The sequence below is a fragment of the Flavobacterium segetis genome (assembly GCF_900129575.1).
Classification (GTDB): domain Bacteria; phylum Bacteroidota; class Bacteroidia; order Flavobacteriales; family Flavobacteriaceae; genus Flavobacterium; species Flavobacterium segetis.
Map to the genome: position 1 here is coordinate 438,192 of NZ_FQWE01000002.1, position 19,917 is coordinate 458,108.

Below are 19,917 nucleotides of genomic sequence, written 5' to 3' on the forward strand. Positions count from 1 at the left end.
ATAACTTAATTATCAGCGGGCTAATAATTTTTACTAAAAATAAAAACATATTACAATTTACACAATACCCACATTTAGTGATATTTACATAAAAAATTAAAATTTTATGAAGATAAAAAAATCCCATTCTGCTATTGAACAGAATGAGATTTTATGTCTTTGAAATTTTCTTTTTAATCTTAAAAAGCAACCTTTTTAGACATCACCTGACCAGAAGTTAATGTAACCTTTACTATTCCCACTTGTTTAAATAAACTAATAGTTGAAGAGCGAAACTCTAAATCATTAATATTAGACTTATCAAATACTTTCTTCCCTTGTAAATCAAAAATAGTGATGCGTTTAATTACTTCAACTGCTGACTTTATTTTTAATTCATTTCTATCTTTAGCAATAATAAGTGCTGCCTCAATCTTATCAAAATCAGTTGTGGCAAGCGTAGCAGTTGTGTAACGCAGTACAAAACGATCATTGAAAGTTCCTGTAACTGTTGAAAAAGTATAAGGCGCTACTTTTAGATCATGAATAATATTTAAGATTTTGTCTTCTATAAATATATCTTTAGATTTTAAATCTCCATCCACTTCATCAATACTTATAGAAAATTCACCTATTAATGATGAAACATAACCTAGAGGTACTGTATCATTTTCATTAAATGGTAGCGCTCTTCCTTGAATAGTAAGTGCGTTGTTATCTAGTACACTGTAAAAATTAATATATTGATTTGCGCTAAAAGTGTAACCATCGTAGGACGAATCATATTCATTAGTAGCTCCTGTAATATATCCCACTAACAATTGCTTGAATGCTCCACCAGAATTAGTCAAGTTTAACCAAATCCTATTTTTTTCTATTCCAGATGTGCTTTTAGAATTTGATTTTGAAGTTCTAAAAAACTGAGAATTATTTAGTTTTGTATCATTGAGGCCAATTCGCATTTGATTATTAAAAATAATATTAGTTCCACTTGGAATCCCTTGTAGACTAGTTGCAAAAAATCCTTGACCCGCAGCAATTTCACCACTTGGGCGAGTTCCGTTTACCTGATTACTAAGTGCGCGCGTTCCTACTCCTGTTCCCACACCACCCGTTAAATTATAAGTAGCGTAATCATCAGATGAATAAGCAAAGGTTCCAGATCCAGGATTAGATACGCTAGTTCCTATTTCTGTTTTACGGGTCCAGAAATATAATGTGCCAAATAGCGCCGTTTTATTATCAACTAAAAACTTATCAGCATAAATTGCAGATGGATACGGATTTCCTACTAGATACGATCTATTGCCAACGATTCCGCTTGCAGCTGTTATATTTCCATTGTTAGGAACGCCTTCAAATTTTGCTACTAGTGTTCCTGGTGTAGGTGGTATTCCGCTAATAGGACCTCTGATGATGTAACCTTTACCAAGCTCCATTACCGTTGACGCTGATGCTGATTGCCAAAATGAAGACGTAGTATTATTTGTAAAAGAATAAAAAATACTACCTGCAAGACTGGAAGGTTGATATGAAATTCCCCCGCTCCCTGCAAGCTTTATTGGTGCTACGGGAGTAGACCAATAAGTATAGTCTGATACCCGTACAGTGGGTGCAGTTTCTCTTATATAAATGATATTACCTGAATTAACAACATTGTTATTTTGAACTAAGCTTGCGTTATTTTCAAAGGTCAAAGTACCATTTACCATTAGTCTATCTAACAGTTTAAGCGTAATTCCCGTAGCAACGCTTGCATTTACTCCTGTATTTACGGTACAATTACAAAGTTCCACATCGGCGGTAATAGGAGTATTTGAACTAATAAGACCCAACTTATCGAGCGTTGGTGGTGATGACCACGTAGATCCATTCCACGTTGTACTGATAACAGGATTTAGTACAACGTTAGCTGATGCTGACGAAGTACAGGTGCCATTAGAAACTGTAAATGTATAGGTTGTTCCCGCTGTCAAACCTCCAATAGTGGTGGTTACTGCAGTGCCTGTTAATCCTGTTAGTCCAGCAGTATTTGGACTAGCAGTAATGATCCAATTTTCCGTAGGTAAACCACTTAAATTTACGCTTCCAGTTGCAGTAACGCAGTTGGGTTGTATGGTTGCAGTTACAGTGGGCATAGGAATAGCTGCATTTACTTTAACCAAAACTACATACGACGTATTGCTACTATTACATGAAGTAACAACTCGTCTAAACCACGTGTCCTGGGTTATAGCTCCAGTCGTATAATCACGACTAGTACTTGTTCCAGATGCATTTACAAAGCCCGTAGTTGCGCTTGTAGTGCTGCTTTGCCATTGATAAATGTAAATGTCAGTCCCTCCAGCAGGTGTAGAACCATTAATAGTGACAGTCGCACCGCTGCAAATAGCTTGAACATAACTTGCTAAAATATACAATCTCTTACCTGTTCCAATGCATGGATCTCCAAAAACTGCGTTTGTTGCTGGAATTGTTGCTGTACTATTCCCTAAAAAAGCTGTTTCAGCTACAGTTTGGCTTGTGGCTGCATGGCAAGTACCCAATGTAAAATTTGGCGCAGTCCCATCTGGAGTTCCATAACTGGCAAAATTTACTGTTGCAAAATAAGTCCCCGCAGGTGCGCTTAATGTAGCGTTACCATTTTCATTAACTGTGGCACTTCTTGGCCCCGAAGCTCCATTAGTATAAGATAAATTATTGTTGATGATTGAACTATTTACTGTAACGGTTGCTGAAACACATGCTGTTGTATTACAAGCTCCTTCATATCTCACAAAATAAGTTGTTGTGGTGCCCGGAGAAACGGTAATTGTATTTCCTGAGGCAATTAATGTACCACCGCAGGATGCGGTAAACCATCTTGCTGTTGCTCCTATTCCTAAACTTCCCCCACTAACTGTTAGTGATGTCGAGCCACCAGCACATATAGTGGTTGTTCCTGTTACGGATGTAGGAGCAGTTGAAGGTGAGTTAACGGTTACTGTCGCACTACCCGTTATATTTGTTAAGCAAGTGGGAAAATCTGTTTCATTACCCACACTTATTAAATTATATACAAAAACACCAGGCGCGTTAGTAGAAGCTTTAATATAATTTATTGATGCATTTGCGCCTACAAATACAACTAAATTACTTCCACCGTTGATGTTGTACGTAACTCTAACTCCGTAATTTTGGGGATTGATAAAGGTAATGGGAACTTCTGCTGGTCCGACGCAAACAGAAGTAGTCCCAGAAATAGATGCAGAGGTGGGTAACGGTCTAACTTGTACGTTAACTGATGAATTACTAAAACTCTGTCCACAACCATTAGCGGCGAATACAATAAGATTACCAGAAGTAGCGGTCGCACTAAACGCAATAGAAACGGATAATCCATTAGAACTTTGTGTAATTGTCCAGCCAGTTCCTGTGGTACTCCAATTATAGTTGACAGCGTTTGGAACAGCTGCAATACTAAAACCAGCTGTAGTATTTGTACATTGAGTAGAGGAACCTATTATAGAGGAAGGTGCATTAGGTCTTGCACCACTAGTTGTTACCGTTACCGCACTAGTAAAAAACTCGCAAGTGCCGGCTGTTAGCGTGCTTGGTTTAAAAACTCTCCTGAAATACCGCACATTATTTGGATTTCCAGCCACGACAGTTACTGCTGGAACATTATAATTTTGTACTGTGGCACCTGAGATATCTGTGAAGTTAATGTTATCGGTTGAAGATTGCCATTGATAAACCGTAGTAGGATTAGGATTACAGCTAATTAAATTTGAACCAATCAAAGTAGTGGCAGTATTCGAGCAAACAGTCACATTTTGAGGACTACTAATATTGTTTCCCGTGCCATCGAATGGCAGTAAACTAAAGCCTAAAACATTCTGCCCTGCATTCTCATAATAATCTAAAACAATCTCACTATTTGCATTTAAATTTACTAAATTGTTACAATACGTTGTATTGCTTTGCTCCACCCAACGGTCAAAAACCCTAACACCGTCTATATATACTCGTACTCCGTCATCGCCGTTTACGTTCATGACATAGCAACCTGCAGGCCTAGTGGACCTCATTCGATAACGAACTGCAAAAGTTTGTGTGTTAATTTCAGCACGATTAACTCCATTACTTAAAACAGGAAAACAAGTATTATCTCCTCCAAAGTTTTCATTAATCGATTCGGTTGCAACATTATAATAACCAACGTAATTAGCAGAACTAAAAGGATTGCTGGTGGCAAGTGCTGTTGGCGAAGCGCCTCCTGGAGGAGCGGTTCCAGTCCAATTGTAAACGTGTCCGACCCAATTACCAGTTCCAAAAGTGGTTTGATCATCTTGAGTATTACCGATCGTATTTAATTTTAAAGTGATAGGGCCAGTGTTACCCCCAGAGTTAATGCACGGACTACTTCTTGAAAATAAAATTTTAATTTGTCCACTAAATGTAGCAGTATACGTTATTGAAGCTGAGTTAGAACCAGAGTTGAAGCCTCCTAATAAAAAAGCATCTGTCGCAGCGTTGAATAAAGTTAAATTTTCTATTTCCCCGCCATTATTGATATTGCCAACAGAAAAAGTATAATTAAAACCACTGACAACGTTTACTAAAGCGTATTGACCAGCCCCTACATTTGCCGAATTAAGTGTGGTTGTTGAGCCGTCAATACAAAAAGTATATGTACCAACCGATTTTGCAGTTGATGGATAATCACACTGTGCAAAAGACAAAAAAAAAGTAAAAAATAGAACAAGTAGGAAAAGTAATTTTTTATTCATTGGGGCGAATTTTATATATTGTAATCTTAAATATTTTTAACCTGAAAAGATTGAAATATAGAAAACTGTGCAATATAGTTTAGCGTTTTAAATGAAATAAAATCTATCCGATTAAAAGCATAAAAAGTCGTTAAAATACATCGTTGTGTCTACTCATTTTTTTATAATCTGGTTAAATAATTATTTGATTTCAATCAACATTCACAGTGTAAGAAAGCTATTAGAAAATCGGGATAAAAGCGCTATCATTTTGTGGTTACAAAATTTTTCTTTTCTTTGTTTATAAATTAATCTCAAGCATGAAAGAAGTATTTTCAGTTAAGGAAGCAGTTCATAAAATAGAACATTATTGTGCGTATCAAGAACGCTGTCATGAGGAGGTCGTTCAAAAGTTGCGCAGTATGAAAATGGATGCAGATGAAATTGACGTGATTATAGTTAAGCTTTTAAGCGATAATTTCCTTAATGAGGAGCGTTTCGCCTGCAGTTTTGCAAGAGGAAAACACCGAATGAAGCAATGGGGAAAAATCAGAATTATTAATGAACTAAAATTCAAGAAAATAAATCAAAGATTAATAACTACCGCACTACAAGAAATTAGCGAAGAAGAATATTTATTAACTTTTCATACGCTGGCTGAGCGAAATTGGGAATCTATAAGAGAAACTAATACGCTAAAAAAAAGGAAGAAATTTTGCGATTATTTGCTGCGAAAAGGTTTCGAAAGTAATTTGGTTTACGAAAAAGTAAAGGAATTAGAATCAAAATAGATCTTAAAGAGATAACAAAATACTCACGGCATTCCCTCCAAAACCAACTGCATTAATCAATACTTTTTGAATAGGTTTAGTTTGGATTTGCGCTACTGCAAAAGGAACGCTGATAAAAGTATTATTTTGCATCATCATAATTGCAAGTTCCATACTCAACATTCCTGATGCACCAAAAGTATGTCCTATCTTCCACTTATTTGTGGTCAACAAGGGAAGGCTTTCGCCGAAAATTTTTTGGATTGCTTTGTACTCTGATAAATCGCCTTTTACCGTTCCTGGGGCGTGCATCACTATTGCATCAACTTCAGATAAATTAGTATTTTGTAATGCCATATTCATTGATTTTTGGAAGCAGGTCGCCTCTGCAGAAATAGAAATATTGTGTTCTAAAATTTCAGTTGCATAGCCTATTCCCTCAATGTACGCTAGAGCATTTTCCCTTTTCCCAATTTCTAAACAACAAACACTCGCGCCTTCACCCAGGATCATAGTTGATTGCTTTTTTTCTAGATCAAATGCTCGATTTGGCCATTCTATACTTTGGACTCCATTGTTTTCTGCATTAGCATAAATTTTCAAAGCTCGCATTTGGGCAATTGTAAAATCAGTAAGTGGCGCTTCGCTGCCACCAACTAAAAATTTATCAGCCATGCCGGCCTTTAACCAAGCCACTCCGTTTAAAACAGCATGTAAAGCAGTAGAACAAGTTATAGAATGTGATATTTCAGGTCCTGAACTTTGTAAATCGTGGGCAACCCACGAGGAAATATTTCCTAGCGTAGTTGTAGGTGAAGCAAGGGTTTGTGCTTTTCCAGTTTCTAAATACTCTTTGTGATGTTTTTCAAAAAGATCAGTAGCTCCGCGAGAAGAACCTATGTTTATTCCAAAAATAGCATTAGGATTCCAACCGGCAGTTTCTACTGCTTTTCGAGCAGCTGCCATTGCATACAAAACGGAAATATCCAGTGATTTATATTTGTTATCTGATTCACGTAAATTAACAATAACCTGCTTTGAATCATTGTCTAATGTCGCGACAAAGGTGTCTTTATGATCAAAACGTTGATTTGAAAAACAATGGTTGCCACTTAAGTAATTTTTCCAAATAATTTCTGGAGAATTACCTAGAGGTGAAATGGAGGAAATGGCAGTAATCGAAATAATTTTTGACAAGGAACTATTTTTTAAATACAAATTTTGCTAATTGTAGCACATTCTAACTTTTAGAATAAAAAAAAGAATTCAATTAGTAGATTTTAATTTTTTTACAAATTTAAACTTTTTCTAAAGCATCCTCAATCACATCATATATTTTATGCAATTGTTCATTTGTGATAATGTAAGGAGGCAAAATATAAACAATATTTCCCACGGGACGCAGAATGACACCATTAGCAATAAAAAAATTATAGAGTTTATTGCGCAAAGTTCCGTAGTAACTTTCGTTACTTTCGGTCTTAATCTCTAATGCAAAAATAACTCCCAATACTCTTGTTGTTGTCACTCGCGAATGATTTTCAATCTTTTTTTGGAATGCTAAGTGTTTTTCATTCACTCGAGTAAGGTTCTCTTGCATTTCATTTGTTTGCAATAATTCTAAACTCGCTAACGCAGCTGCGCAACCTGTAGGATTTGCTGTAAATGTATGTCCGTGAAATAGTGCCTTATTAATATCATCATCATAAAAAGCATCAAATAAATCCTGAGTAAAAGTGGTAATTGCCATAGGAATTGTTCCACCAGTTAACGCTTTTGATAAACACATCATATCTGGTTTTTGAACTAAATAATCTGTTGCAAAAGTTTTTCCAGTTTTCCCAAAGCCCGTCATCACTTCATCAGCAATGGTAAGAATATTGTTTTCTTTACATATTAGCATCAAAATATCCAGCGTTTCTGGCTCGTACATTACCATTCCTGCAGCTCCTTGTACTAAAGGTTCGTATATAAATGCTGCACAAGGATTACTTTTGATGACCACTTTTAATGCAGTATAGCTCTCTTCTTCATGACCTTTTGTAGGAACTGGAATCCGCACCACATCAATGAACATTCCCTCAAAGGCTTGGGTGTAAAATGAAATTCCACTTGCTGCCATTGCCGCAAATGTATCGCCATGGAAAGCATTTTCAAAAGCAATTATAGTTGTTCTCTTCTCGCCTTTATTAAAAAAATATTGTAAACCAACTTTAATAGCTACTTCAACCGCCGTAGATCCATTATCTGAAAAAAATAATTTTTGTTGGTTTTTTGGCAAGATCTCCATCAGCTTTTCAGCCAAAACAATTGCTGGTTCATGAGTGAATCCACCAAATAAAACGTGTTCTAAAGTCGTCAACTGTTTGTAAATTGCATCAGCAATAAATACATTTGAATGTCCAAAAGGATTTACCCACCAAGAGGCAATTGCGTCAATATATTCTTTATTATTTTCATCCCAGAGTAAAGCATCTTTCCCTTTTTTGATGGCAATGGGCAAAGCGGCTGTTTTATGTTGGGTATATGGATGCCAAAGATATTGGCGGTCTCTTTCAATTAAATTCATTAAGCAAAGATAAGAAAAGAAGTTCGAGCTATAAACTTCGTATTGAAAGAAGGAACAAGAAAATTTAATTGAAAATGTCCTCTAATTTAAAATCAAGTTGAGTAAAAAGTGGACTCTCCATTCTATCATCTTCAATTAAAGGATGTTGACCCACAAAAACTCCCTCTTTTAAAAAATAAATAAATATCGCTTTGTTTTCTGGATTTACGATCCAATATTCTAAAACGCCAGCTATCTGTTCCAAATCGTATTTATAATGCATTTCCTTTTTAGAATTTCCGGGCAAAAGTAGTCCAATCATCAGTTCAGGAGCACTAATTGCACCTTGCGCATCTAACTTAGTTTCATCGCAAATCACGTACAAGTGGGGTTGAACAACTGTGTTAATATCAGCATCGTTTTTTAGATTTTTTGTGTTTACCAAGCGCACATCGAAAGGTGCTGCAAAAACAGTACAAGGTTGGTTTTTGAATTTATTCTATAAAATTCCATGTATGTTGCCTACAACTTTTTGGTGTTACATACTCAGAGCTGGACTCATTTTGAATATTTTACCTTTAAAAAGTTCCAATAGTTCTTGAAACATCCAAATTAAATAATCAACGTAAGAATATTTTTTCGATAAATCTAATTGACTGATATTGGTAATAAAAAATGCTTTTTTACAAATTTAACGAAAATAACTATTGTTACAACTTCAACAACTTTTCTTGAAATAATGCCGCATATTCGGAAACTACATTCTTATCAAAATAAGGTTCGTCTTCAATACGACCAATAAAATTGATTCCCGTTTTAGAAAGAATAATAGACTCCGTTGCTTTATTCTCATTTCCATTAAAAACAATTCCAGCAATTTTAATATTTCGATTTTGTAACGCTTCAATAGTTAGCAATGTATGGTTGATACTTCCCAAATAATGTCTGGAAACCACAATTACTTTATAATCTGGTTGGATTAAATCAATTACACAATCCTCAGCATTTAGTGGGACAAAAAGTCCTCCAGCACCTTCAACAACTAAATGGTTTTGTGTTACCGGTTCTACAATCTTTTTTAAATCAACAACAATATTATCTATTGTTGCAGCATAATGTGGACTGGCCGGAGTCTTTAACGCATAACTATTTTTAAAAAACATTGATTTATTATTAGACACATAGCGTTTTACTTTATGTGTATCTGAATTATCCAAATCCCCAGCCTGAATTGGTTTCCAATAATCAGCTTTTAAAGATTCGGTAATAATTGCTGAAGCAATAGTTTTTCCTACATCAGTTCCAATTCCCGTTATAAATAGTTTCATAATTTTTTATTAGAACACAAAAATAAAAAACCCATCGTTAAGATGGGTCGTTTATTATTCTTCTTTTAATTCATCTAGCAATTTGCGTATTTGTTTAGCATATTTCCCATAAAATTTATTTACCCACACTTCAAGTATAATTCCCATAAAAATCATACTAAAAAATACAATTGAGAAAACTGCCACTAATTGATAATTAGTTATTTCAGTAAACTGAAATCCGGGAACGTTCGATAGTGTGTAATACAAGAAACCTATTAACGACAAAATTAAAAAAGGAGTTAAAGCAAACCCGAATGTTTTATATAATTCCATGTTCAATCTAATATCAAAATAGGTTTCATACAAACTATCTTTTGTTTTTAAAGTTACGTTGTTCAACCTCTTATAAAATAAATATAATTTCACTAGGTAATAAACGCTTATTGCTACAAAAAGGCTAAAAAAGAGATAAAATAAGACGATAAATTTTTGCGGAAAATCATATAATAAAGGAATAAATCCAGCAAAAACGATTCCAATAATTTGATAAAAAAACTCCTTTTTTAAATTTTTCTTGATTTTGTCCAAAGGCGTATTAGCCTCTTGTATTTTTTGGACATTAGTAGGAAGAGTGATTTCATCTGTCCTCTCATTATTCCATTGATTTTGTATATCGTTAAAATCCATATCCTTGATTTTTTATAATTTCTTTTAATTTTTCTTTCGCTCTGTTTAATTTCACTCTTGCATTCCCTTCAGAGATCCCAAGATTCTCCCCTATTTCTTTATGAGAGAATCCCTCCAATTGATAAATGATTACTGCCTTCTCAATTTTGCCTAATTTTTGAACGGCTTTGTAAAAATGATCTAATTGGCTCTCTTTAATGTGGGAATCGCACTCTTCCTCTTTAATGTTTTCTGAAGGGATTTCATACTTGTCAACTTTCCGTTTCTCTTTCTTTAGATAAACAATAGCAGTATTAATTGCTACTCGGTACATCCATGTTGAAAACTGACTTTCGTTACGGAAGGAATCATACGATTTCCACAGCTGACAGATAATCTCCTGAAACAAATCTTGTTGATCGTCAGGATTATCCATATACATTTTAGAAACTTTATATAAAATCCCTTTGTGCTTTTCAGTCCGATTTAAAAATTCTTTTTCTTTTTCTTTTTCTTTCAAAACAAAACTATTTCATTACTGGATTTACACTATATCCTGCTTTCCTTAGTAAATTTATTACTCCAAATTCACCAGCTAAATGTGCCGCACCAACCGCTATAAATGAAGATTCATTTAAAAGCATTTCAGGTAAGGCTTTGACCCAATTTATATTTCTATTATCAAGCATTTCTGCTCTAGTTTTTACACTCATTAATTTTTCAGTAGTGCTGTTTTTATAAAGCGTTTCAATATTTTCATTCTTGTATTCGTTTACTAATGCCTTGTTTAATTCACTGTTAGATTCAGCTAATGAAGCAATCATCTCGTCTGTTGTGTAAGCATTCTCAATAATAGAAAATTGATTTTTAACTGTTTCAAGACCGGAGACTTCCATCTTTCGTTCTTTTGCTTTAGCGATAAACTCCATTTCATAAAATTTAAGTTCATTACAATTAAAGCTTTTTATGGAAATTAAACTCATAACCGTTGTCAACCTATAACCATTCACTTGCTGTACTGTCATCCCAGTATTCTTTTTCAAAATTTCATCTAACTTTGATAATTGTGAGCTATTTAATGTTTTATCTAAGGTTAGCTTTCCCATAGCCAAATCTTGCATACTAGCTATTTCGTTTGGATCAGCCATATTAATTTCTAAAATTAATTTATTTGAATTTTCTAAAGCTTTTTTAACTTTCTCTGTTAAAAAAAAGTCAGACGCGCAGATCACATGTACAGTTCCGTAGAGGTATGACTTATTAGCTAAACCATTTCCCGATATTTCCCATAATAATGAATTTTTAAGTGGAGCTTGAATTTCTTGAGCTTGAATGGATACGCTAAATAAGGCGATAACTACTAATAATACTAATTTGAAAAAATTTTTCATGATTTTGTTTGATTAACTTGTTGATTGATTTTTGATTTTAGATGATTGAAACTTCGCTAGGATTATTTTATTACTCTTTTTCGTAGCCAGGAAGCAACAGAAGCAATAAATAAACACGCCATGATGACTACTAATGTGAAATCTGTTTTGCCAAAGATAAAATGATTGACTAATGAAAAGCTTAGACCTAATGAGGTCAGAAAAATAAAAACATAATTAAAGATGTTTTCTTTTGATGCAGGGGATTGTGGTTTCATAATGATTTAATTTATTTGATTACCTCTCGTAAGTAAGAAAAGAATTAAAACGTTACAAATAAATTTGAATTATTTATTAAAAGCTGATAAAGAGTCAGTTTAGTACTCTGTATATTTAAAGAAAGAATGTAATAGTAAGAATCTATAAGGTTTTTGAAAGCTTGTATTTATAACAAAAATCTAAAAAACTGAATTTGCTAACAATCGTAAAATCTGGTTAATCTCTTCTTTTGAATTAAAACTATGCAAGCAAAAACGTAAACGCTCTTGACCTTCTGGTACTGTAGGAGAAAGTATAGCTTTAACATCAAAACCGTTATTTTGTAACTCACTAGCAATTGCTTTTACCTTATGATTTCCGGGAATAATTGCACTTTGTATTGCTGATTTACTGCGGACAAATAGTTGTTTTAATCCTAATAAAGTAAGTTGCTGATTGAAGTGAATGATGTTTTGTTTTAATTCATCAATACTATTTAAATCTTTTTCTAAATATTGATAAGCAATTAAAATTGTAGCAACAGCATGTGGTGAAAGTCCAGTAGTATAAATAAAACTTCTTGCAAAATTAATAAGATAGGTTTTTAATTCTTCCGAGCCTAAAATTGCAGCACCATGACAACCTAATCCTTTACCGAAAGTCATGATTCGAGCAAAAACGTGATCTTGCAAACCTAACATCTGAACCAATCCTTCGCCTTTAGATCCAAAAACTCCTAAAGCATGCGCTTCATCAACAATTAAATAGCAATTGTATTTTTCTGATAATTGTACTAATTCTTCCATGTTAGGACAATCACCATCCATAGAAAAAACAGACTCCGTTACGATGTAAATCACAGAATTATCATTTCGTAAAATAAATTTCTCTAAATCTTCAAAATCATTATGTACAAACTTAAATGATTTTGCATTTGACATCTTTATTCCGTCACGGATAGAAGCGTGACACAATTCGTCATATAAAATAACATCGTTCCGTTGCGGTACCGAACTGAAAAATCCAATATTGGCATCATAACCAGAATTAAAAATTAAAGCTGCTTCTGAATGATGAAATTGAGCAATATAGTCCTCTGTGATTTTATAGAGAGGATGGTTTCCTGAGAGTAATCGCGAACCAGTTGCACCGTTATTTTTGGCATCTGTTTCAACTAAGTACTGATGTGTATTGGTGAAAATAATTTCCGACTTTGATAAACCAAGATAATCATTGGAAGAAAAATCTATGTGCTTGTTCGGTAGAGATAATTTTCGCAGTGAATTAGATGCTCTGCGTTGCAGCAACTTATCAGATAATGATTGGGGAAATAGTCTCATAGATTACAAAAATACTAAAGTTATAGAGAACGGATTGTATAATAATGTAAAGTAGTTTTTCGTGAACCAATATTCGTGGGAAATCAATGAGATAAAAATAGACTAAATAATATGACTTAAGTATTTCAGTATTAAAGATAAAATCCAGCACAGACTTCGGGCAACCCTCCGCCGTAAGATATTATAAATAATCTTTAATAAAATTAAGTAAAAAAAAGCCTAACGTTTCCGCTAGGCTTATCATTTTTATTTAATAAATTATTTAGTCAACTAAAACGATTACCTTATTATCTTTCATTTCAATTGTTCCTGAATTGATAGATAACGTATAATTCTGGTCATTTATCTTTGTAAATTTTCCAGCTACTTCTTTTGCGAAAGCGAAACTATCAGCAGTAATTTTAACCTCTCCTTTTTCTAAGATGGAAACAATAGGTGCGTGATTATTCAAAATTTGAAAACTACCGTTGATTCCAGGCAACGTCACCGAAGTTACTGCAGCTGAAAATAATTTTGCTTCTGGAGATACTATTTCTAAAATCATAATTTTTTGAGTTATGAATTATAAATTATGAATTATAAGTTTATTGAAAAACTCATAACTCATAACTCATAACTTATTATTAAGCTTCTGCTAACATTTTTTCTCCAGCTTCAATAGCTTCTTCAATGGTACCTTTTAGGTTAAAAGCTGATTCTGGCAAGTGATCTAATTCACCATCAATAATCATATTAAATCCTTTGATAGTATCCTTAATATCAACTAATACTCCTTTTAATCCTGTAAATTGCTCAGCAACGTGGAAAGGTTGTGATAAGAAACGTTGTACACGACGTGCTCTTGAAACTGCTAATTTATCTTCTTCAGATAATTCTTCCATACCAAGAATCGCAATAATATCTTGAAGTTGCTTGTATTTTTGTAAAATTTCTTTCACTCTTTGTGCACAATCATAGTGTTCATCACCCAAAATTTGCGGAGTAAGAATTCTTGAAGTTGAATCTAATGGATCAACTGCAGGATAAATACCTAATTCAGCAATTTTACGAGACAATACAGTTGTTGCATCAAGGTGAGCAAAAGTTGTTGCTGGTGCTGGATCCGTTAAATCATCTGCAGGAACGTAAACCGCTTGTACAGATGTAATAGATCCTTTATTTGTTGATGTGATACGCTCTTGCATCGCACCCATTTCTGTTGCTAATGTTGGCTGGTAACCTACTGCAGATGGCATACGACCTAAAAGTGCCGAAACCTCAGAACCTGCTTGTGTAAAACGGAAAATATTATCAACAAAAAACAATACATCTTTCCCTTGATCAGTTCCAGCTCCATCACGGAAATACTCCGCAATAGACAACCCAGAAAGTGCTACACGAGCACGAGCTCCTGGTGGCTCATTCATTTGACCGAAAACGAAAGTAGCTTTAGACTCTCTCATTCCTAGTAAATCTACTTTAGACAAATCCCATCCTCCATTTTCCATAGAGTGCATGAACTCATCACCGTATTTTATAATTCCTGACTCTAACATCTCACGAAGTAAGTCATTCCCTTCACGTGTTCTTTCTCCTACTCCTGCGAATACTGAAAGTCCACCGTGACCTTTTGCTATATTGTTAATCAACTCTTGAATTAATACTGTTTTACCCACACCAGCACCACCAAATAAACCAATTTTACCCCCTTTAGAGTAAGGCTCAATTAAATCGATTACTTTTATTCCAGTAAAAAGCACTTCAGATGAAGTCGATAAATCTTCAAATCTTGGAGCTTGACGGTGAATTGACATACCGTTTACGCCTGTTTTAGGCAATTCTGGCAAGCCATCAATTGCATCACCAATAACGTTGAATAAACGTCCGTATACATCAGCACCAATTGGCATTTGAATTGGATTTCCAGTTCCTACTACTTCATAACCTCTACTCAAACCATCTGTTGAGTCCATCGAAATGGTACGAACGGTGTTTTCACCAATATGAGATTGTACTTCAAGTACTAATAAAGTACCATCTTTTTTTGTGATTTCTAATGAATCATAAATTTTTGGAAGTTCAACATCTTTACCGTTGAAAACTACATCAACTACTGGACCAATGATTTGGGCAACTTTTCCTATTACTTTTGACATTACTTATGTGTTTATTAAATAGCTAATTAGGCTTATGAATGAGTACAAACCGAAACATATCGATTTGGTACTTTTTTCAAAGCGCAAAGATAATTTTTTAAAATAAAAAATCAACATCTTTTAGCATAAAAAAAATGAAAAATATAATTGATTAGTAAAAGTAAATACAATTCAGTAATCCTTATCAAATGCCGTAAATAAAAAAACCACCTCGTTTTAAAAACTGGTGGTTTTGTTTGATTATTTATTTTTGAACTACCCTACAATACAGGTGTAAATAAAATTCTATATTTAGATAAGTCTACTGCTTTTAAGTTTGAACCATACGTTGTATTAATTGCGGCAAGAAATTGATTAGCAATCAAAGCGTAACCTCTAGGACTTGGATGAACTCCATCCATAGAAAACCCACCTCCCGATACATACGTTGAACTTACAGTATAGCCATTAGCTGTTATTCCTCCACTAGCAACCTGCGTTAAAACAGCATTTGCATCAACAAAAGCTAATCCCTTTGCAGTGGCAATTGAACGAATTGCCGCATTATAAGCATCTGTAGCGATTTTAACTTCTGCTGTTTCAGAAGCTGTTAGCGTTGTACTATCTTGCATTGGAAAAGAAACACCAATAGTATTAAAAGGCGCAGTAGCACCAATTTGAGGTGTTCCAATAACAGTTCTAGCTGGAAGAACTATATAATCCCTAGTAGCAACTGAATTACTCGCATGTCTTGCTTGACCGTATAGATTGCCTAAAATCCCTGCAGTTGCCGCACCAAAAGAGGGTGTAAGCGCCGCTGTTATTGCGCCAGAAATATTTATTAAACTTTCATCTTTTATTAATAAAGCATTGGTTTCAATTGTCGCTGAATTGCCATCATCTGCCACAAGCGTAACAAATCGAGCAGGAAGAGAGCTGGCTGCCAAAGCCGCATTTATTCCACCAAACAATTGGTTCAACTGAGCCGCACTAGCTGGAGGTAATCCAGGAACAGCATTGGTTGGCACTGTTGTAAAGTAAGGTACAGAGGTTACGTAAGGTAAATTGGCAACAACTCCCTTAGCACCTTTAGCTGTTAATGCAGTAATTAATGAATTATAAACCGAAGCAAAAACACCAGGATCTGTAATATCATTTGAACCATAAGTGGCAGGATTTGTATTTCCTGTTTGATTAGCACCTACACCGCCTGAAGTTGCATAACCTAAAACGTCATTATTTCCAATCCACAATGAAAAGAAAGTTGCGTTTTGGGCTACTGCGTCTACTATTATTGATGTTGCTGGTGAAGATGCAAATCTAACAAAGTAAGGATTAGCTTGACCAGTCGCTAGACCAGCAATATTACCATAACCCGCTGCAACCAGATGAAAACTTTTTGCACCCGGAACACCTAAATTATTAAACCCTCCTGTCAACACTGTGGCTGCATTTGTAGATGGTGTGCCTGGAACTGGAGCAGGTCCAGCACCATTGAAAAATAATCTTGGTCCAAAACCTGGAATCCCCACAAAGCCACCAATGTTATCAGCCATAAATGGCGTTTTAAATTGTCCGCCACCCACTAGTGCAAATTGTTGAGACAAAATATTTGGATAGGATCCTTTTTGACCCTCAATAAATAAAGCACTATCACTATATCCTGCTGTTAGCGAGTTACCTAAAGCGATGAATTTTGTAAAATCTGCAGTACCAGCAGTTAGTACTTTTCCATCTGACGAGTTTGAAATCACTTCTACCTCATCATTATTACAGGCTACAAAGGTCAATGAAACCAAAAATAACCACTTGAAATTTTTTATCATAATATCTAAATTATATTTTTATTAATAACTAATTAAGGAGTAATTGTCCATGAAACGAAATACTGTTGACCTATTAAGCCAGCACCTATTACTTGTCCATATTCTTTACCGCCAAGATTAGTAGCACCTATTTTTAATATGGATTTCAATGATGTAAAGTTATAATTTGCTTGTAAATCAATTACAGTAGCCTCAGAAATCATTCCATCAGCAAAAGTTGATTCCCATAAATATGCACTATTCCATCTACCACTGATTGTCATTCCTAAATTTCCAATAATTTTATCGTTACTAATAGTAGCTTTTACTCTATGCTTTGGCGTATTAAAACTTGCCTCAAAATCTGGATCTTTCTCTTTGTCAAAATCGAATTGAGAATAATTATAATTACCGCTTAACTCAAAATCTTCATATATTTTTTTAGAAATTCCTAATCCTGCTCCTAAAGATTTTACTGTTAAATCAGTATTTGTGTAAATTTGATATGTTCTAAAATCTCTATTTGCAAGGGCATTACCTGATTGATTAGTTGTATTATTAGGATTAGTAGCCGCTTGTCCGTAATAAGGAGTTATAACATTATAACCACCTATGAAGTCATTGTAAACATTATAATACCCATTAACATCTAATGCAAAACCTTTAAAAATTCCTCTGTAGCCTAAATCAAACGCTTTAACTGATTCTGGTTTTACTAAACTCACATCAGCTTTCACTAATAATTGAGTTGCAGTATTTAACCCAGATGGAGGTCCAGATCTGTAAGCAGAATCAAATGCTAAAAATGATCTTTCCGTAAACGAATTACTATAAGCATCAACACCTGTAAGAGTCTTAGTATTTGCTCCAAGAACACCTATTCCATAATTAGAAATAACTCCGCTACCGTTGATATTATTTCCTCTTACTTCACTAAATCTATTTAAGTTGTCAGGTGCAGATCCAATTAACACTCTATTACCAATGTCGAAACCAATATATTGATCTTGAGTAGATGGATTACGGAAACCTGTTTGAAAAGAACCTCTCAAATTATGATTTTTTTGTTCGTCGATACCATAAACAAATGACACTCTAGGAGAAAAGTTTCCATCAAAATTTTTGGCTTTGTCATATCGAAGTGACCCGGTTAACTTTAATTTATCTTCCATTAATTTTTTCTGAACCTGAGTATAAACTCCATATTCATTATAATTAATTCCACTTAAAGCATCAGTATAAATACGTCCTTGAGAATTTAATTGATAAACTCTATAGGAACCTCCAACCTGAATCTCCGCTGGTGTAAATAAATCCTTAAAATTATAGTTAGCATCAGAATGATAAATTCTAGAATTATCTACTAACTTAGATCCAGTTAACACATTAGGATCTGCTATAACTTTATTAAATGCATTTTTAAAAGCAGCAGTTCCAGGAATCAAACGTCCAGTGTCAGCCGTTTTTCTTGCAAAAGCATGCATGTCCTGTGTATTAGTAATTCCAGGTACTTGTCCAGTTGCAGCAGCTCCAAAAGCAGCTCCATATTCTTGAAACCATTGTTGATCTGATTTCCAAATTCGGTTAATATTTAAGGCTGTAAAAGTCATGTCATATGATTGACCACCATCTTCAGTAGTTGTATAACCTCTTACAAAGAAATTCTTTCCTTTAAATTCTAATTTATGCTGTTGCATAAAGAAGTTATTTAAATTATATCTACTTGCACCTTGATAAATAGAATTACCGAAACCAAATTTCGATTGCCAAATAACCTCTAATCTTTCATCACCAAAGGGGCGAAAATGCATTGAGAAATCGATTTTAATATTTTTAACTTTGCTTTCTGTTAAATCAGTTTCGTTATATCCAGTTCTAGTAATATCCTCGTTTGGTAAAATATTATAAGCACTTGAGCCAAATGGATTTCTATTTTTTAAATTTAAAACTGCTTCGTCTCCGTAAACATTAATCCCGTTATAACTGTGGTGGTCTCTTGTTCTTCCTGCTACTTTTAAGTCATCGTAATTTGTAGCGTACCAATCCGTTCCGTTTAAAAGAGAAAAATTTACTTTACCAGCAAAATGAGGGTCAAAAACTTTCGCCATTCTAACTCCGTAATCGTAGTATTCATTGGCTCCAGCGGCTTTTTGATTTGTTTGACCATATTTTGCATAAGCAGTAATCCCTTGACTATCAAAAGGACTTTTACTAGTCATGAATAAAACACCGTTAAAAGCATTAGCACCGTATAAAGCAGAAGATGCTCCAGGTAACAATTCAACACTTTGAACATCAATTTCAGATATACCTATTAGATTTCCTAACACAAAGTTTAACAATGGTGATGAATTATCCATACCGTCCACTAATTGCATAAATCGAGTATTAGCGACCGTGGCAAATCCACGTGTATTGATTGATTTAAAAGACATACTTGAAGTATTCATTTGAACTTCCTTCAAATTTTCTAGACCATCATAGAATGTTGGCGAAGCCGTTCTCTTGATATCTTTTATTGTCATTCTCTCAATCGTTACGGGAGACTCTCTAATCCTTTCTGGAGTTCGCGATGCAGAAACAACGATCTCATCAAGCTCTGTATCTTGAGAAACTAATACAATAGATATTTTTTGACTAGCTGAAGTTACTGTTATTTTTTGTGTAGCAAAGCCAACACTAGAGACGTTTAAAACGTAAGGTGGTTTTTTATTTGATTTTAAGTTAAATGAACCATCAGCAGCCGATGATGTACTTGCTGATTCACCAATGATCATGATGTTGGCTCCAGGGATAGGTTGGTCATTACCATCAGTAACAACGCCTGAAATTGTGCTTTGAGCAAAACTTATGCTACAAAAAAACAAGGATAAATAAAGTAAATATACTCTCATTAGGTTAAAAATTTATTGGTTTATGAAGCCAAAGTACAAATATTTTTGATATTAATAAAAAAGAGTAAAAAAAATTTACTTTTTAACAGTTATATAACCTATTTTCTAAATA

The 19,917-nt window shown here is 34.2% G+C and carries 15 protein-coding genes; 1 reads left to right on the top strand and 14 read right to left on the bottom strand.

Annotation, left to right across the window (positions count from 1 at the left end):
- Positions 1 to 179 precede the first annotated feature (179 nt).
- Positions 180 to 4,751: a T9SS sorting signal type C domain-containing protein gene (locus tag BUA99_RS14805; RefSeq protein WP_084673474.1), complete on the bottom strand. Its 4,572-nt coding sequence runs from the start codon at positions 4,749 to 4,751 to the stop codon at positions 180 to 182.
- A gap of 299 nt (positions 4,752 to 5,050) precedes the next feature.
- On the opposite strand from BUA99_RS14805, the gene BUA99_RS04125 reads away from it, so the two are divergent.
- On the top strand, positions 5,051 to 5,521 hold the full coding sequence (locus BUA99_RS04125; RefSeq protein ID WP_072988582.1) for a regulatory protein RecX: 471 nt from the start codon (positions 5,051 to 5,053) through the stop codon (positions 5,519 to 5,521).
- Positions 5,522 to 5,524: 3 nt separating this feature from the next.
- Here the strand turns inward: BUA99_RS04125 and BUA99_RS04130 are convergent, their stop codons facing one another.
- The 13 genes from BUA99_RS04130 to BUA99_RS04185 form a co-directional block, all read right to left on the bottom strand.
- Positions 5,525 to 6,697 (bottom strand): beta-ketoacyl synthase N-terminal-like domain-containing protein, encoded by a 1,173-nt coding sequence (locus BUA99_RS04130; protein ID WP_072988584.1) that lies wholly within the window; start codon positions 6,695 to 6,697, stop codon positions 5,525 to 5,527.
- Positions 6,698 to 6,797: 100 nt separating this feature from the next.
- Positions 6,798 to 8,069: an adenosylmethionine--8-amino-7-oxononanoate transaminase gene (gene bioA, locus BUA99_RS04135; protein WP_072988587.1), complete on the bottom strand. Its 1,272-nt coding sequence runs from the start codon at positions 8,067 to 8,069 to the stop codon at positions 6,798 to 6,800.
- A 64-nt stretch (positions 8,070 to 8,133) separates the two neighbouring features.
- Entirely contained in the window at positions 8,134 to 8,493 is a 360-nt protein-coding gene (locus BUA99_RS04140; protein ID WP_234972902.1) for a Uma2 family endonuclease, read from the bottom strand.
- 265 nt (positions 8,494 to 8,758) lie between these two features.
- Entirely contained in the window at positions 8,759 to 9,376 is a 618-nt protein-coding gene (gene bioD, locus BUA99_RS04145) for a dethiobiotin synthase (protein ID WP_072988589.1), read from the bottom strand.
- 54 nt (positions 9,377 to 9,430) lie between these two features.
- Positions 9,431 to 10,045 carry a hypothetical protein gene (locus BUA99_RS04150; RefSeq protein WP_072988591.1) on the bottom strand — a complete coding sequence of 205 codons (615 nt, stop codon included), beginning with the start codon at positions 10,043 to 10,045 and terminating at the stop codon, positions 9,431 to 9,433.
- On the bottom strand, positions 10,035 to 10,544 hold the full coding sequence (locus BUA99_RS04155) for an RNA polymerase sigma factor (RefSeq protein WP_072988594.1): 510 nt from the start codon (positions 10,542 to 10,544) through the stop codon (positions 10,035 to 10,037). The genes BUA99_RS04150 and BUA99_RS04155 overlap by 11 nt, the downstream gene beginning before the upstream one ends.
- A 7-nt stretch (positions 10,545 to 10,551) precedes the next feature.
- Positions 10,552 to 11,415: a TraB/GumN family protein gene (locus BUA99_RS04160; RefSeq protein ID WP_072988596.1), complete on the bottom strand. Its 864-nt coding sequence runs from the start codon at positions 11,413 to 11,415 to the stop codon at positions 10,552 to 10,554.
- Between the two features lie 62 nt (positions 11,416 to 11,477).
- Positions 11,478 to 11,672 carry a hypothetical protein gene (locus BUA99_RS14920; RefSeq protein WP_143151710.1) on the bottom strand — a complete coding sequence of 65 codons (195 nt, stop codon included), beginning with the start codon at positions 11,670 to 11,672 and terminating at the stop codon, positions 11,478 to 11,480.
- A 180-nt stretch (positions 11,673 to 11,852) separates the two neighbouring features.
- The gene (locus BUA99_RS04165; protein ID WP_072988599.1) at positions 11,853 to 12,992 is read right to left on the bottom strand and encodes an aminotransferase class I/II-fold pyridoxal phosphate-dependent enzyme; all 1,140 of its coding nucleotides are present in this window, start codon (positions 12,990 to 12,992) and stop codon (positions 11,853 to 11,855) included.
- A gap of 262 nt (positions 12,993 to 13,254) precedes the next feature.
- Positions 13,255 to 13,536: a F0F1 ATP synthase subunit delta/epsilon gene (locus BUA99_RS04170; RefSeq protein ID WP_072988602.1), complete on the bottom strand. Its 282-nt coding sequence runs from the start codon at positions 13,534 to 13,536 to the stop codon at positions 13,255 to 13,257.
- A 79-nt stretch (positions 13,537 to 13,615) separates the two neighbouring features.
- Positions 13,616 to 15,127 (bottom strand): F0F1 ATP synthase subunit beta, encoded by a 1,512-nt coding sequence (gene atpD, locus BUA99_RS04175; RefSeq protein WP_072988604.1) that lies wholly within the window; start codon positions 15,125 to 15,127, stop codon positions 13,616 to 13,618.
- Between the two features lie 260 nt (positions 15,128 to 15,387).
- A complete protein-coding gene (locus BUA99_RS04180; RefSeq protein ID WP_072988607.1) occupies positions 15,388 to 16,932 on the bottom strand; it encodes an SGNH/GDSL hydrolase family protein in 1,545 nt (514 codons plus the stop codon).
- A 32-nt stretch (positions 16,933 to 16,964) separates the two neighbouring features.
- Complete coding sequence (locus BUA99_RS04185) at positions 16,965 to 19,805, bottom strand: TonB-dependent receptor (RefSeq protein ID WP_072988609.1); 2,841 nt, start codon at positions 19,803 to 19,805, stop codon at positions 16,965 to 16,967.
- Between the last annotated feature and the right edge of the window lie 112 nt (positions 19,806 to 19,917).

What these genes read in the sequence shown, in the direction of transcription:
- BUA99_RS14805 (WP_084673474.1), bottom strand. Translation starts at nt 4,751, where the DNA reads ATGAATAAAAAATTACTTTTCCTACTTGTTCTATTTTTTACTTTTTTT.
- BUA99_RS04185 (WP_072988609.1), bottom strand. Translation starts at nt 19,805, where the DNA reads ATGAGAGTATATTTACTTTATTTATCCTTGTTTTTTTGTAGCATAAGT.
- bioD (WP_072988589.1), bottom strand. Translation starts at nt 9,376, where the DNA reads ATGAAACTATTTATAACGGGAATTGGAACTGATGTAGGAAAAACTATT.
- BUA99_RS04180 (WP_072988607.1), bottom strand. Translation starts at nt 16,932, where the DNA reads ATGATAAAAAATTTCAAGTGGTTATTTTTGGTTTCATTGACCTTTGTA.
- BUA99_RS04170 (WP_072988602.1), bottom strand. Translation starts at nt 13,536, where the DNA reads ATGATTTTAGAAATAGTATCTCCAGAAGCAAAATTATTTTCAGCTGCA.
- BUA99_RS04160 (WP_072988596.1), bottom strand. Translation starts at nt 11,415, where the DNA reads ATGAAAAATTTTTTCAAATTAGTATTATTAGTAGTTATCGCCTTATTT.
- bioA (WP_072988587.1), bottom strand. Translation starts at nt 8,069, where the DNA reads ATGAATTTAATTGAAAGAGACCGCCAATATCTTTGGCATCCATATACC.
- BUA99_RS04165 (WP_072988599.1), bottom strand. Translation starts at nt 12,992, where the DNA reads ATGAGACTATTTCCCCAATCATTATCTGATAAGTTGCTGCAACGCAGA.
- BUA99_RS04150 (WP_072988591.1), bottom strand. Translation starts at nt 10,045, where the DNA reads ATGGATTTTAACGATATACAAAATCAATGGAATAATGAGAGGACAGAT.
- BUA99_RS04125 (WP_072988582.1), top strand. Translation starts at nt 5,051, where the DNA reads ATGAAAGAAGTATTTTCAGTTAAGGAAGCAGTTCATAAAATAGAACAT.
- atpD (WP_072988604.1), bottom strand. Translation starts at nt 15,127, where the DNA reads ATGTCAAAAGTAATAGGAAAAGTTGCCCAAATCATTGGTCCAGTAGTT.
- BUA99_RS14920 (WP_143151710.1), bottom strand. Translation starts at nt 11,672, where the DNA reads ATGAAACCACAATCCCCTGCATCAAAAGAAAACATCTTTAATTATGTT.